The organism is Streptomyces sp. NPDC040610, from assembly GCF_055594065.1.
Genome location: NZ_JBVIXA010000011.1, coordinates 183608 through 196924, shown reverse-complemented (window position 1 = coordinate 196924; position 13317 = coordinate 183608). Strand labels below are relative to the sequence as shown.

Below are 13317 nucleotides of genomic sequence, written 5' to 3'. Positions count from 1 at the left end.
CGTGCCCGGACGGCGGCTTCCCGGTCGGCCGGGCCGCGCCGCGCAGGCCGGTTGATTGACCGCGAGACAGGGTGGACTAAAGTGACGCGAAGCGGGAGTGGAGTCCGCTTCCCGCTGGACCGGCCCGGAGCTTTTCCACCGGACCGTTCCGGAGATTTCTTGAGTCCCCACGTGCGCGGCGCGTACGTACGGCTCGGCCTCCTCCCGCTCCCGGTCGGCCGACGCCCCTTCCCCGGCGCCGGCGGGCCGGATTCCCCTTCATGAGCGGGCGGGGACCCGGCTGTGCGGGCGCCACCCGCGCCGGACCCTGAGAGGGTGCATTGAGTTCTGCCCGACATGTCCCGGTGATGCTCCAGCGGTGCCTGGACCTGTTGGCCCCGGCGCTCGCGGAGCCGGGAGCGGTGGTCGTCGACTGCACCCTCGGCCTGGGCGGCCACAGCGAGGCGCTGCTCGCCGCCTTCCCCTCGGCCCGCCTCATCGCCCTGGACCGCGACAAGGAAGCGCTGCGCCTCTCCGGCGAGCGGCTCGCCCCCTACGGCGACCGGGCCACCCTGGTGCACGCGGTCTACGACGAGCTGCCCGACGTACTGCAGCGGCTCGGCGTCCCGCGCGTGCAGGGCGTCCTGTTCGACCTCGGGGTCTCCTCCATGCAGCTCGACGAGGCCGACCGAGGCTTCGCCTACGCCCAGGACGCCCCCCTCGACATGCGCATGGACCAGACGACCGGCATCAGCGCCGCCGAGGTCCTCAACACCTACCCCGCCGGTGAACTCGTGCGGATCCTGCGGGCGTACGGCGAGGAGAAGCAGGCCAAGCGGATCGTCTCCGCCGTCGTGCGCGAGCGCGACAAGGAGCCGTTCAGCAACAGCGCCCGGCTCGTCGAGCTGATCCGCGACTCCCTGCCGCAGGCCGCCAAGCGCACCGGCGGCAACCCGGCCAAGCGCACCTTCCAGGCCCTGCGCATCGAGGTCAACGGCGAGCTGAGCGTCCTGGAGCGGGCCATCCCCGACGCCGTGAAGGCGCTCGCCGTCGGCGGCCGCATCGCCGTCCTGTCGTACCACTCGCTGGAGGACCGCCTGGTCAAGCAGGTGTTCGCGGCGGGCGCCGCGACCACGGCGCCGCCCGGCCTGCCGATCGTGCCCGAGCAGTACCAGCCGCGGCTCAAGCTGCTCACCCGCGGCGCCGAGCTGCCCACCGAGGAAGAGATCGCCGAGAACCGCCGGGCCGCTCCGGCACGGCTGCGGGGTGCGCTGCGCATCCGCGAGGAAGCCCTGTGAGCGGCCGCGGCGGGGAAGCCCCGTGAACGGCCGCACCGAAGGCCCTGGGCGCGGCCGCACCGCGGGCCCGCCGAGCGGCCCCACCGAAGAGGCCCCGTGAGCCGCGTCCGCGAGGAGGCCGTATGAGCAAGAAGCCCGAGCTGCGGGGGAGGGCCGCCCGGCTCGCCCGGCTGCTGCCCGCGGGCCCGAGCCAGGCCGCGCGCACGCCCTTCGTGCTCCTGGTCGTGCTGCTCCTCGGCGGCGGCCTCATCACGCTCCTGATCCTCAACTCCTCGCTGAACGAGGGCTCCTTCCAGCTGACCAAGCTGAAGAAGGAGACGCAGGAGCTCACCGACGAGGAGCAGGAGCTCCAGAAGGACGTCGACGAGTACGCCGCCCCGGACGCCCTCCAGCGCCGCGCCCGCGAGCTCGGCATGGTCCCCGGCGGCGACCCGGCCTTCCTCAGCCCCGACGGCACCGTCCGGGGCAAGCCCGGCGTCGCCCCCGGCTCCGCGCTGCGCGAGTCGGCGGCCCGCCGCCCCGTCCCGGTCCCCGGCCCCTCGCACCTCCCGGCCGCCCCGTCCCCGGCCGTCCCGTCCCCGACCGCCCCCGCGCCGGGGCCCGTCGCGGCCACCTCCCCGAGCGCCCCCGCCGCCGCGCCCCCGGCACCTCCGGCACCTCCGGCACCTCCGTCCTCCGCACCGCCCCCACCCCCGGCCCCTCCCGCCAGGCCCGCCCCCACGACCCCCGGCAGGTGACGTAAGTGACGGACCGCCAACCGCCACCCCCACGCCGCCGGGTCCCCGGCCCGGCGCGGCCCGCCCGCCCCGGCGGCCGCAGCGGACCCGGAGCGCGCCCGCCCGCCTCGCGCCGCCCCCGCCCGTCCGGATCGAGGCCGCCCAAGGCACCCCAGGCCAAGACCATCCGCCTGGGCAGCCCCAGGCCACGCCTGCGCATGGTCAGCCTCGGTCTGACCCTGGTGATGCTGGCGTTCGTGGTGCGGCTGTTCCAGGTGCAGGCCGTGGACGCCGACACCTACGCCGCGAAGGCCGAGAAGAACCGGTACTCCACCCACAAGCTGGCCGCCGAGCGCGGGGCCATCACCGACCGCGGCGGCGTCGAACTCGCCACCAGCGTGGACGCGTACGACATCACCGCCGACCCCACCCTCTTCACGCCGAAGGAGACGAAGACCGGCGACGCGCCCGAGCAGGCCGCCGGGCTGCTCGCGCCGATCCTCGACGCGGACGCCGGTGAACTCGCCAAGAAGCTCCGGACGCCCAAGACCCGCTTCACGCTCCTGGCCCGCCGTGAGGCACCCCAGGTCTGGAAGCAGATCAAGGACCTGCGTTCCGCGCTCGCCGACAAGGCGAGCGCCGACCCCAAGGCCGTCAACGTCCTCGCGGGCGTCTTCGCCGTGCCCACCAGCAAGCGCGTGTACCCCAACGACGGCCTGGCCGCCGGGATACTGGGCTGGGTCAACGCCGACGGCAAGGGCGGCGGCGGCGTCGAGCAGCAGCTCGACAAGGAACTCGCGGGCAAGCAGGGCGAGATCCGCTACGCCCAGTCCGGCGGCCGCCAGGTGCCCACCGCGGGCAGCACCGAGAAGCCCGCCGTGCCCGGCTCGGACGTCGAGCTGACCATAGACCGCGACATCCAGTGGGCCGCCCAGGACGCCATCACCGAGCAGGTGCGCAAGTCCAAGGCCGACCGCGGCTACGTACTGGTGCAGGACACCCGCACCGGTGAGGTCCTCGCCATGGCCAACGCGCCCGGCTTCGACCCCAACAACCTCGCCCAGGCCCGCGGCGCCAGCCTCGGCAACGCCGCCCTCCAGGACGCCTACGAACCCGGCTCCACCGCCAAGGTCATGTCGATGGCCGCCGTCCTCGAGGAGAACGCCGCCACCCCCGGCACCCGCGTGACCGTGCCCAACCGCCTGCACCGCGGCGACCGGCTCTTCCAGGACGACATCGACCACCCGACCTGGTACCTCACGCTCAACGGCGTGCTCGCCAAGTCCAGCAACATCGGCACCATCCTCGCCACCGGCGAACTCGGCAAGACGCAGCGGGAGGTCAACCGGACCCTCTACACGTACCTGCGGAAGTTCGGCATCGGCAAGGAGACCGGGCTCGGCTTCCCCGGCGAGACCTCCGGCATCCTCGCGCCGCCCGACAAGTGGTCGACCTCGCAGCAGTTCACGATCCCCTTCGGCCAGGGCGTCTCCATCAACGCCATGCAGGCCGCGTCCGTGTACTCGACCATCGCCAACGGCGGCGTCCGCGTCGAGCCGACGCTGGTGCGCGGCACCAAGGGGCCCGACGGCCGCTTCACGCCCGCGCCCGCGCCGAAGAAGACCCGCGTGGTCAGCGAGAAGACCGCGCGGACCGTCGCACGGATGCTGGAGTCCGTCGTCGACGACGAGGAAGGCACCGGAACCAAGGCCCGCATCCCCGGCTACCGCGTCGCGGGCAAGACCGGCACGGCCAACCGGGTCGACCCGCAGACCGGCCGCTACCGCGGCTACACCTCGTCCTTCGCGGGCTTCGCGCCCGCCGACAAGCCGCGCGTCACCGTCTACTGCGTCATCCAGAACGCCACGAAGGGCAGCTACTTCGGCGGCCAGATCTGCGGCCCCATCTACAAGAAGGTCATGCAGTTCGCCCTCAAGACGCTCCAGGCCCCGCCCACCGGCAAGCCCCCCGCCCCGCTCCCGGTGACCTACGACCCCGGCAGGCCGGAGACCCCCGGCCGACCCGTGAACGGCGGCTAGGACGTGCCCGGTGGGCCGACGCGACGCCGAGCCGACCCACCGATCACGCCCTGGAGCGCACAGCCGGACAGGAACAGCCCGTGACGACCATCACCCCGGACCCGGGGAACCGGCCCGCGACACACCGTGCCGCCACCTCCGTGCCGCCGTTGCCCCCGCCCGGCCGCACCGCGCGTGGCCCCCTGCCTTTTGGCCCCAACGGGGGTGCGCCCGGTACGCTCACCGCCGTGCCACACGCTGATCAGTCCCAAACCACCCAGAAGGACGCTCCCGTGACCTACCCGGGACCGCCGAGGCCGACCCAGGTCTCCGCCACCCCCCTCGCGGAGCTCGCCGATCAGCTGGGGGCCGCGGCCCCGGGCACGGACGCCGCCATCACCGGGATCACCCACGACTCGCGCGCGGTGCGCCCCGGCGACATCTACGCGGCCCTGCCCGGCGCCCGCATGCACGGCGCCGACTTCGTCGCCCAGGCCGCCGACCTCGGCGCCGCCGCGATCCTCACCGACCCGACCGGCGCCGACCGCGCCGCCGCCACGGGGCTCCCGGTGCTCGTCGTCGCCGACCCGCGCGGCGGCATGGGCGAGCTGGCCGCGACGGTGTACGGCCACCCGGGCCGCGACCTGCTGCAGATCGGCATCACCGGCACGTCAGGCAAGACCACCACGGCGTACCTCATCGAGGGCGGTCTGAAGGGCGTCCGCGCCACCGGGCTCATCGGCACCGTCGAGATGCGCATCGGCGAGGAGCGCATCAAGTCCGAGCGGACCACGCCCGAAGCCACCGATCTGCAGGCGCTGTTCGCGGTGATGCGCGAGCGCGGCGTCGAGGCGGTCGCGATGGAGGTCTCCAGCCACGCGCTCGTGCTCGGCCGGGTCGACGGCTGCGTCTTCGACGTCGCCGTCTTCAACAATCTCAGCCCGGAGCACATGGAGTTCCACTCCGACATGGAGGACTACTTCCGGGCCAAGGCGCAGCTGTTCACCAAGCGGCGCGCCCGGCTCGGCGTGGTCAACCTCGACGACGAGTACGGCCGCCGCCTCCTCACCGAGTCCGAGGTCCCCGTCACCAGCTTCTCCGCCGAGGGCCACCCGGACGCCGACTGGCGGGCCGAGGACGTCGAAGTCGGGCCGCTCGACTCCACGTTCACCGCCGTCGGCCCCAAGGGCGATCGGATCGCCGCCCGCTCGCCGCTCGCCGGGCCCTTCAACGTCGCCAACACCCTCGCCGCGATCGTGTCGCTCGCCGTCGCCGGGATCGACCCGCAGCAGGCCGCCGACGGCGTCGGGGCCGTGCCGGGCGTCCCCGGCCGCCTGGAGCGCGTCGACGCCGGCCAGCCCTACCTCGCCGTCGTGGACTACGCCCACAAGACGGACGCCGTCGAATCGGTCCTGCGCGCGCTGCGCAAGGTCACCGAGGGCAAGCTGCACATCGTGCTCGGCTGCGGCGGCGACCGCGACCAGACCAAGCGCAGGCCGATGGGCGCGGCCGCGGCCCGGCTCGCCGACTCCGCCGTACTGACGTCCGACAACCCCCGCGGCGAGGACCCCCTCGCCATCCTCGCGACGATGCTCGCGGGCGCCGCCGAGGTGCCCGCCCACGAGCGCGGTGACGTCGCCGTCTTCGAGGACCGCGCCGCCGCCATCCGCGCGGCCGTCGCCCGCGCCGAGCCCGGGGACACCGTCCTGGTCGCGGGCAAGGGACATGAACAGGGCCAGGACATCGCCGGGGTGGTCCGTCCCTTCGACGACCGCCTGGTGCTTCGCGAAGCTATCGAGCAAACCCAGGGATGAAGTTGTGATCGCCCTCTCCCTCGCCGAGATCGCCACCGTCGTCGGCGGGCAGACGTACGACATACCGGATCCGCAGGTCCAGGTGACCGCGCCGGTCGTCATGGACTCCCGTGAGGTGGAGCCCGGCGGCCTGTTCGCCGCCTTCGTGGGCGAGCGCGTCGACGGGCACGACTACGCCGCCCAGGTCGTGGGGGCGGGCGCGGTCGCCGTGCTCGCCTCGCGGCCGTGCGGGGTGCCCGCCGTCGTCGTCGACGACGTGCAGACGGCGCTCGGCGCCCTCGCCCGGCACGTCGTCGCCCGGCTCGGCGCCACTCTCGTCGCCCTCACCGGCTCCGCGGGCAAGACCAGCACCAAGGACCTCATCGCCCAGGTCATCGGCCGCAAGGCGCCCACTGTGTGGACGCCGGGATCGTTCAACAACGAGATCGGCCTGCCGCTGACCGCGCTGAGCGCCACCGACGAGACGAAGTTCCTCGTCCTGGAGATGGGCGCCCGCGGCATCGGCCACATCCGGTACCTCACCGGGCTGACGCCGCCGCGGATCGGCCTCGTTCTGAACGTCGGCACCGCCCACATCGGCGAGTTCGGCGGCCGCGAGCAGATCGCGCAAGCAAAGGGCGAGCTGGTCGAGGCGCTCCCGGCCGACGGCGCCGCGATCCTCAACGCCGACGACCCCCTCGTACGCGCGATGGCCTCCCGTACGAAGGCCCGGGTGCTGCTCTTCGGAGAGGCCGCCGACGCCGACGTACGCGCCGAGAATGTCCGGCTCACCGAGAACGGACAGCCCGCCTTCACGCTCACCACACCCACCGGGTGCAGCGACGTGCGGCTGCGCCTGTACGGTGAGCACCACGTGTCGAACGCGCTCGCCGCGGCCGCCGTCGCCCATGAGCTGGGCATGTCCGTGGACGAGATCGCCCTCGCGCTCTCCGAGGCGGGCACGCTGTCCCGCTGGCGGATGGAGGTCACCGAGCGCCAGGACGGCGTGACGGTCGTCAACGACGCCTACAACGCGAACCCCGAGTCCATGCGAGCCGCCCTGCGCGCGCTCGCGGCCATGGGCAGAGCCGCACAGGCCGAGGGCGGGCGCACGTGGGCGGTGCTCGGTCACATGGCCGAGCTCGGGGACGACGGGCTCGCCGAGCACGACGCGGTCGGGCGCCTTGCCGTCCGGCTGAACGTGAACAAGCTCGTGGCAGTCGGGGGCAGGGAAGCGTCCTGGCTCCAACTGGGCGCATACAACGAGGGTTCGTGGGGTGAGGAGTCGGTGCACGTGTCCGACGCACAGGCGGCGATCGACCTGCTGCGCAGCGAGCTGCGCCCGGGAGACGTCGTCCTTGTGAAGGCGTCCAGATCGGTCGGTCTCGAGCGGGTCGCGCTGGCCCTCCTCGAAAACACCAGTGAGGGCGAGGTCGCCGGCCGATGAGGCAGATCCTCTTCGCGGGTGTGATCGGGCTCTTCCTGACCCTGGTCGGTACGCCCCTGCTGATCAAGCTCCTGGCCCGCAAGGGCTATGGCCAGTTCATCCGGGACGACGGCCCGCGCGAGCACCACAGCAAGCGCGGTACGCCGACGATGGGTGGCATCGCCTTCATCCTGGCCACGCTCATCGCGTACTTCCTCACGAAGTTCATCACCGGTGGGGAGTTCACGCTCTCCGGTCTGCTGGTGCTCTTCCTGATGGCGGGCATGGGCCTGGTCGGCTTCCTCGACGACTACATCAAGATCGTCAAGCAGCGCTCGCTCGGTCTGCGCGCCAAGGCCAAGATGGCGGGCCAGCTGATCGTCGGCATCGGTTTCGCCGTGCTCGCGCTGAACTGGCCCGACAACCGCAACCAGACCCCGGCCTCCACCAAGCTGTCGTTCGTCACGGACTTCGGCTGGTCGATCGGCCCGGTCCTGTTCGTGGTCTGGGCGCTGTTCATGATCCTCGCGATGTCGAACGGCGTGAACCTCACCGACGGCCTCGACGGCCTCGCCACCGGCGCCTCCGTGATGGTCTTCGGCGCCTACACCTTCATCGGTGTCTGGCAGTACCAGGAGTCCTGCGCCAACGCGAACACCCTCACCAACCCGGAGGCGTGTTTCGAGGTCAGAGACCCACTCGACCTCGCGGTCGTGGCCTCCGCGCTGATGGGCGCCTGCTTCGGCTTCCTGTGGTGGAACACCTCGCCCGCGAAGATCTTCATGGGTGACACCGGCTCGCTGGCCCTCGGCGGCGCGCTCGCGGGACTCGCGATCTGCTCCCGCACGGAGCTGCTGCTCGCGCTCCTCGGCGGCCTCTTCGTCCTGATCACCATGTCCGTGGTCATCCAGGTCGGCTCCTTCCGCCTCACCGGCAAACGCGTCTTCCGGATGGCGCCACTCCAGCACCACTTCGAACTGAAGGGGTGGTCGGAAGTCCTTGTCGTGGTCCGCTTCTGGATCATCCAGGGCATGTGCGTGATCGTCGGACTCGGACTCTTCTACGCAGGGTGGGCGGCCACCAAGTGACCAGCTGGCAGGGCAGGAACGTCACCGTCGCCGGGCTCGGCGTGAGCGGCCTCAGCGCCGCCCGCGCCCTCGCGGGCCTCGGCGCGGCGGTGACCGTCGTGGACGGCGGCGACGGCGAGACCCACCGGGCGCGGGCCGCCGAGCTCGCGGCCGCCGGGATCGCCGTCCGCCTCGGGGACGCCGAGACGCTCCCCGAGGGCACCGACCTCGTCGTCACCTCGCCCGGCTGGAAGCCGTCATCGCCGCTCTTCGCGGCCGCCGCGGAGGCGGGCGTCGACGTCGTCGGCGACGTCGAGATCGCCTGGCGCCTGCGCGGCCCGGACGCCGCGCCCTGGCTCGCGATCACCGGCACCAACGGCAAGACCACGACCACGCAGATGCTCGCGTCGATCCTGGCCGCGGCCGGGCTGCGCACGGCGGCCGTCGGCAACATCGGCACGCCCATCGTGGACGTGGTCCTCGAAGGAGACGACGCCTACGACGTGCTCGCCGTCGAGCTGTCCTCCTACCAGCTGCACTGGGCGCCCTCCCTGCGCGCCCACTCGGCGGCCGTCCTGAACCTGGCCCCCGACCATCTCGACTGGCACGGCTCCATGGAGGCGTACGCCGCCGACAAGGGCCGCATCTACGAGGGCAACCAGGTCGCCTGCGTGTACAACGTCGCCGACAAGGCCACCGAGGACCTGGTCCGCGAGGCCGACGTCGAAGAGGGCTGCCGCGCCATCGGTTTCACGCTGACCGCGCCCGCCCCCTCGCAACTGGGCGTCGTGGACGGCATCCTGGTCGACCGTGCCTTCGTGCCGGACCGCCAGAAGCAGGCCCAGGAGCTCGCCGAGGTCGCGGACGTCTCGCCGCCCGCCCCGCACAACATCGCCAACGCCCTGGCCGCGGCGGGCCTCGCGCGCGCCTTCGGCGTGGAGGCCGCGGCGGTACGCGACGGCCTGCGGGCCTTCCGGCCGGACGCGCACCGCATGGAGCACGTCGCCGACGTCGACGGCGTCGCGTACATCGACGACTCCAAGGCGACCAACACCCACGCCGCCGAGGCGTCGTTGGCGGCGTACGAGTCGGTGGTGTGGATCGCGGGCGGCCTCGCCAAGGGCGCCACCTTCGACGAGCTCGTCGACAAGTCGGCAGAGCGCCTCAGGGCCGTCGTCCTGATCGGCGCCGACCGCGCGCTGATCCGCGAAGCGCTCGCGCGACACGCGCCCGAAGTACCCGTCGTGGACCTCGACCGGACGGACACTGGGGCGATGTCCGAGGCCGTACGGCAGGCCGCGCGGCTCGCGCGGCCGGGGGACACCGTTCTGATGGCGCCGGCCTGTGCGTCGATGGACATGTTCACCAACTACAACAAGCGTGGTGACGCGTTCGCGGCAGCCGTCCGCGAACTCGGCGCGAGCGCCTGACGGCGGGCCCAGCGTGGTCCGGGGGCGCCCGGCACCCGAAGGAGGGCACGTGGCAGCCGTGGGAACGCCGTCGTGGCAGGGGTTTCGTGGACGGCCGCGCGCCGGCGGGGGATGCGTGCGCGCGGGCGCGGGGTGCCGCTGATGGCCGGGCGCGCCTCCGTGCGCACCCCGCGCACCCCGAAGCGACCGGCACGGCCGCGGGCCACCCCGGTGGTCCGTGAGAGCTCGCCGCGGCGGCTCTACGACCGGGCCCGCAAGGCCTGGGACCGGCCGCTGACGGCGTACTACCTGATCCTCGGCAGCAGCCTGCTGCTCACGGCGCTCGGCCTCGTGATGGTCTACTCGGCGTCGATGATCCAGGCGTTGCAGCTGAACCTGCCCGCCTCCTACTTCTTCCGCAAGCAGTTCGTCGCCGCGGTCCTCGGCTCCGCCTTGCTGCTCATCGCCATGCGGATGCCGGTCAAGCTGCACCGGGCGCTGTCCTACCCGATGCTGGCCGCGTCCGTCTTCCTGATGGTCCTCGTCCAGATTCCCGGGATAGGGCGCAGCGTCAACGGCAATCAGAACTGGATCTATTTGGGGGGCCCTTTCCAGCTCCAGCCCAGCGAGTTCGGCAAGCTCGCGCTGGTGCTGTGGGGCGCGGACCTGCTGGCGCGCAAACAGGACAAGCGGCTGCTCACCCAGTGGAAGCACATGCTGGTGCCGCTGGTTCCGGTCACCTTCATGCTGCTCGGCCTGATCATGCTGGGCGGCGACATGGGCACGGCCATCATCCTCACCGCGATCCTGTTCGGCCTGCTGTGGCTGGCGGGCGCCCCGACGCGGCTGTTCGCGGGCGTCCTGAGCATCGCGGCCGTCCTCGGTGTGATCCTCATCAAGACCAGCCCGAACCGGATGGCCAGGCTCGCCTGCATCGGCGCGACCGACCCCGGACCCGGCGACCAGTGCTGGCAGGCCGTGCACGGCATCTACGCCCTGGCCTCCGGCGGATTCTTCGGTTCCGGCCTCGGCGCGAGTGTGGAAAAATGGGGTCAACTGCCCGAACCGCACACCGACTTCATCTTCGCCATCACCGGGGAGGAACTCGGTCTGGCGGGGACGCTGTCGGTGCTCGCCCTGTTCGCGGCTCTAGGCTATGCGGGTATCCGCGTGGCCGGACGCACGGAGGACCCCTTCGTGAGGTACGCAGCGGGAGGCGTGACCACCTGGATCACGGCCCAGGCCGTGATCAACGTCGGTGCGGTGCTCGGTCTGCTGCCGATCGCCGGTGTTCCGCTCCCGCTGTTCTCCTACGGAGGCTCAGCCCTGCTGCCGACCATGTTCGCCATCGGGCTTCTCATCGCCTTCGCGCGTGAGGACCCGGCGGCGAAGGCGGCCCTGGCCATGCGGCAGCCTCGGGTGAGATGGAACACGATGCGACGGCGCGTCAAGGCGCGTTCGTCCGGAGAGCGGTGAATTTCGGTGCATGTCGTACTCGCCGGTGGGGGGACCGCCGGCCACATCGAGCCTGCGCTCGCCCTCGCGGACGCCCTGCGCAGGCAGGACCCGACCGTGGGGATCACGGCCCTGGGCACGGAGCGCGGCCTCGAGACCCGACTCGTACCCGAGCGGGGCTATGAACTCGCCCTCATCCCCGCCGTGCCGCTGCCGCGCAAGCCCACCCCCGAGCTGATCACCGTGCCCGGGCGGCTGCGCGGCACCATCAAGGCGGCCGAGCAGATCCTGGAGCGCACCAAGGCCGACTGCGTGGTGGGCTTCGGCGGCTATGTGGCGCTGCCCGGCTATCTGGCGGCCAAGCGCGCGGGTGTGCCGATCGTGGTGCACGAGGCCAACGCGCGCCCCGGGCTCGCCAACAAGATCGGCTCGCGGTACGCCTCCGGGGTCGCGGTCTCCACGCCCGACAGCAAGCTGCGCGGCTCGCGCTACATCGGCATCCCGCTGCGCCGCACCATCGCGCTGCTCGACCGGGCCCGGGTCCGCCCGGAGGCCCGCGCGGCCTTCAACCTCGACCCGAACCTGCCCACGCTGCTCGTCTCCGGCGGCTCCCAGGGCGCCCGGCGCCTGAACGAGGTCGTCCAGCAGGTCGCCCCGGTGCTCCAGCGCGCGGGCATCCAGATCCTGCACGCGGTCGGCCCGAAGAACGAAATGCCGTACGTGGAGAACATGCCCGGGATGCCCCCCTATATCCCGGTACCGTACGTGGACCGGATGGACCTCGCGTACGCCGCGGCCGACATGATGCTCTGCCGCGCGGGCGCGATGACCGTCGCCGAGCTGTCCGCCGTCGGGCTCCCGGCCGCCTACGTCCCGCTGCCCATCGGCAACGGCGAGCAGCGGCTGAACGCCCAGCCGGTGGTCAAGGCGGGCGGCGGCCTGCTGGTCGACGACGCGGAGCTCACCCCCGAGTGGGTCCAGGGCAACGTCCTACCCGTGCTCGCCGACCCCCACCGGCTGTACGAGATGTCCCGTGCCGCCTCGGAGTTCGGCCGCAGGGACGCCGACGACCTCCTCGTCAACATGGTGTACGAGGCGATTGCGTCACGCCGCAACGCGTGAGAGAAGGCAGGGGACTGTGGCCGGACGGGCCGGACCGACGACCGCCGAACGGCGGGGGGCTGGGTCTGGGCCGTCCCGCCCGTCCCGCCCGCGCCCCCGCCGACCGCGGCTGCCGCGGGCCCTGCGGGCGCCCCGGGTGCGGCTTCTGATCGTCCTCGCGCTCGCCCTCGCCGTGCTCGCCGGGGGCGGCGCCTGGGTGTTCTACGGCTCGCCGTGGCTGCGGGTGGAGCGGGTGACGACGTCCGGGACGATGGTCCTCAAGCCGCACCAGGTGCGCGAGGTCGCGGACGTACCGGTCGGGGAACCGCTGATTTCGGTCGATTCCGGAGCCATCGAAGAGCGGCTTCGGAGAAAATTGCCCCGAATTGACTCGGTTGATGTCATCCGCTCCTGGCCCCACGGAATCGCACTGAAAGTGACGGAGCGCACGCCGGTTCTGCTCATCGAAAAGGGCGGAAAGTTCATCGAAGTGGACGCGAAGGGTGTTCGTTTCGCCACCGTCGAGAAGGCGCCGAAGGGCACCCCCCTCCTCGAAATGGCCACGGACCCCTCCGGCGGCGCCGCCGCGAGCCTGCGCCGCTTCGACGCCGCACGGCTGCGCCGCGAGGCCGTCCGTGTGGTCGCCGCCCTGCCCGGCGCGGTCGCGGCGGACACCCGGACCGTCAAGGTCCGTTCGTACGACTCCATCTCGCTGCGGCTGCGCGACGACCGTACGGTCATGTGGGGGAGCGGCGAGAAGGGCCGCGCAAAGGCCGAGGCGCTCGCCGGGCTCATGAAAGCAGTTCCGAAGGCACGGCACTTCGATGTGAGCGTCCCCACCGCCCCTGCGTCATCGGCGAGTTGACGTACATCAGCGCAGGCCAGCACCCTGGATGGGCAGGCTTAAGCCTGATCACATAGGGTGAAAAGAAAAACGGGAGGTTCGGCGTGTTCGTTGAACGTGCGCCACTTGTCGACTTAGTGTCCTGTTCGGAAGAGTCCAGGGAACAGACACACTGGTAACCCTAAACTTCAGCGTTAGGGTTCGGGTCGGC

The 13317-nt window shown here is 72.1% G+C and carries 10 protein-coding genes; all 10 read left to right on the top strand.

Features of this window, described 5'->3' with window-relative positions:
- Positions 1 to 320: 320 nt before the first annotated feature.
- The 10 genes from rsmH (at position 321) to ACZ6AA_RS31680 (ending at position 13127) form a co-directional block, all read left to right on the top strand.
- Positions 321 to 1277, top strand: a complete 957-nt coding sequence (rsmH, locus tag ACZ6AA_RS31725; protein WP_468449058.1) for a 16S rRNA (cytosine(1402)-N(4))-methyltransferase RsmH — start codon at positions 321 to 323, stop codon at positions 1275 to 1277.
- A gap of 122 nt (positions 1278 to 1399) precedes the next feature.
- A complete protein-coding gene (gene ftsL, locus ACZ6AA_RS31720) occupies positions 1400 to 2014 on the top strand; it encodes a cell division protein FtsL (protein ID WP_471461737.1) in 615 nt (204 codons plus the stop codon).
- A gap of 5 nt (positions 2015 to 2019) precedes the next feature.
- On the top strand, positions 2020 to 4032 hold the full coding sequence (locus ACZ6AA_RS31715) for a peptidoglycan D,D-transpeptidase FtsI family protein (RefSeq protein ID WP_468449054.1): 2013 nt from the start codon (positions 2020 to 2022) through the stop codon (positions 4030 to 4032).
- A gap of 80 nt (positions 4033 to 4112) precedes the next feature.
- Positions 4113 to 5825, top strand: a complete 1713-nt coding sequence (locus ACZ6AA_RS31710; protein ID WP_471461731.1) for a UDP-N-acetylmuramoyl-L-alanyl-D-glutamate--2,6-diaminopimelate ligase — start codon at positions 4113 to 4115, stop codon at positions 5823 to 5825.
- 4 nt (positions 5826 to 5829) lie between these two features.
- Complete coding sequence (locus tag ACZ6AA_RS31705; RefSeq protein ID WP_468449050.1) at positions 5830 to 7251, top strand: UDP-N-acetylmuramoyl-tripeptide--D-alanyl-D-alanine ligase; 1422 nt, start codon at positions 5830 to 5832, stop codon at positions 7249 to 7251.
- Positions 7248 to 8318, top strand: coding sequence for a phospho-N-acetylmuramoyl-pentapeptide-transferase (gene mraY, locus ACZ6AA_RS31700; RefSeq protein ID WP_016643657.1), 1071 nt, complete (start codon positions 7248 to 7250; stop codon positions 8316 to 8318). The genes ACZ6AA_RS31705 and mraY overlap by 4 nt, the downstream gene beginning before the upstream one ends.
- On the top strand, positions 8315 to 9727 hold the full coding sequence (gene murD / locus ACZ6AA_RS31695; RefSeq protein WP_468449047.1) for a UDP-N-acetylmuramoyl-L-alanine--D-glutamate ligase: 1413 nt from the start codon (positions 8315 to 8317) through the stop codon (positions 9725 to 9727). The genes mraY and murD overlap by 4 nt, the downstream gene beginning before the upstream one ends.
- Positions 9728 to 9868: 141 nt before the next feature.
- The gene (gene ftsW / locus ACZ6AA_RS31690; protein ID WP_468449045.1) at positions 9869 to 11182 is read left to right on the top strand and encodes a putative lipid II flippase FtsW; all 1314 of its coding nucleotides are present in this window, start codon (positions 9869 to 9871) and stop codon (positions 11180 to 11182) included.
- 6 nt (positions 11183 to 11188) lie between these two features.
- Positions 11189 to 12283: an undecaprenyldiphospho-muramoylpentapeptide beta-N-acetylglucosaminyltransferase gene (murG, locus tag ACZ6AA_RS31685; RefSeq protein ID WP_030361675.1), complete on the top strand. Its 1095-nt coding sequence runs from the start codon at positions 11189 to 11191 to the stop codon at positions 12281 to 12283.
- A gap of 16 nt (positions 12284 to 12299) precedes the next feature.
- The gene (locus tag ACZ6AA_RS31680; protein WP_471461722.1) at positions 12300 to 13127 is read left to right on the top strand and encodes a cell division protein FtsQ/DivIB; all 828 of its coding nucleotides are present in this window, start codon (positions 12300 to 12302) and stop codon (positions 13125 to 13127) included.
- The last annotated feature ends 190 nt before the right edge of the window (positions 13128 to 13317 follow it).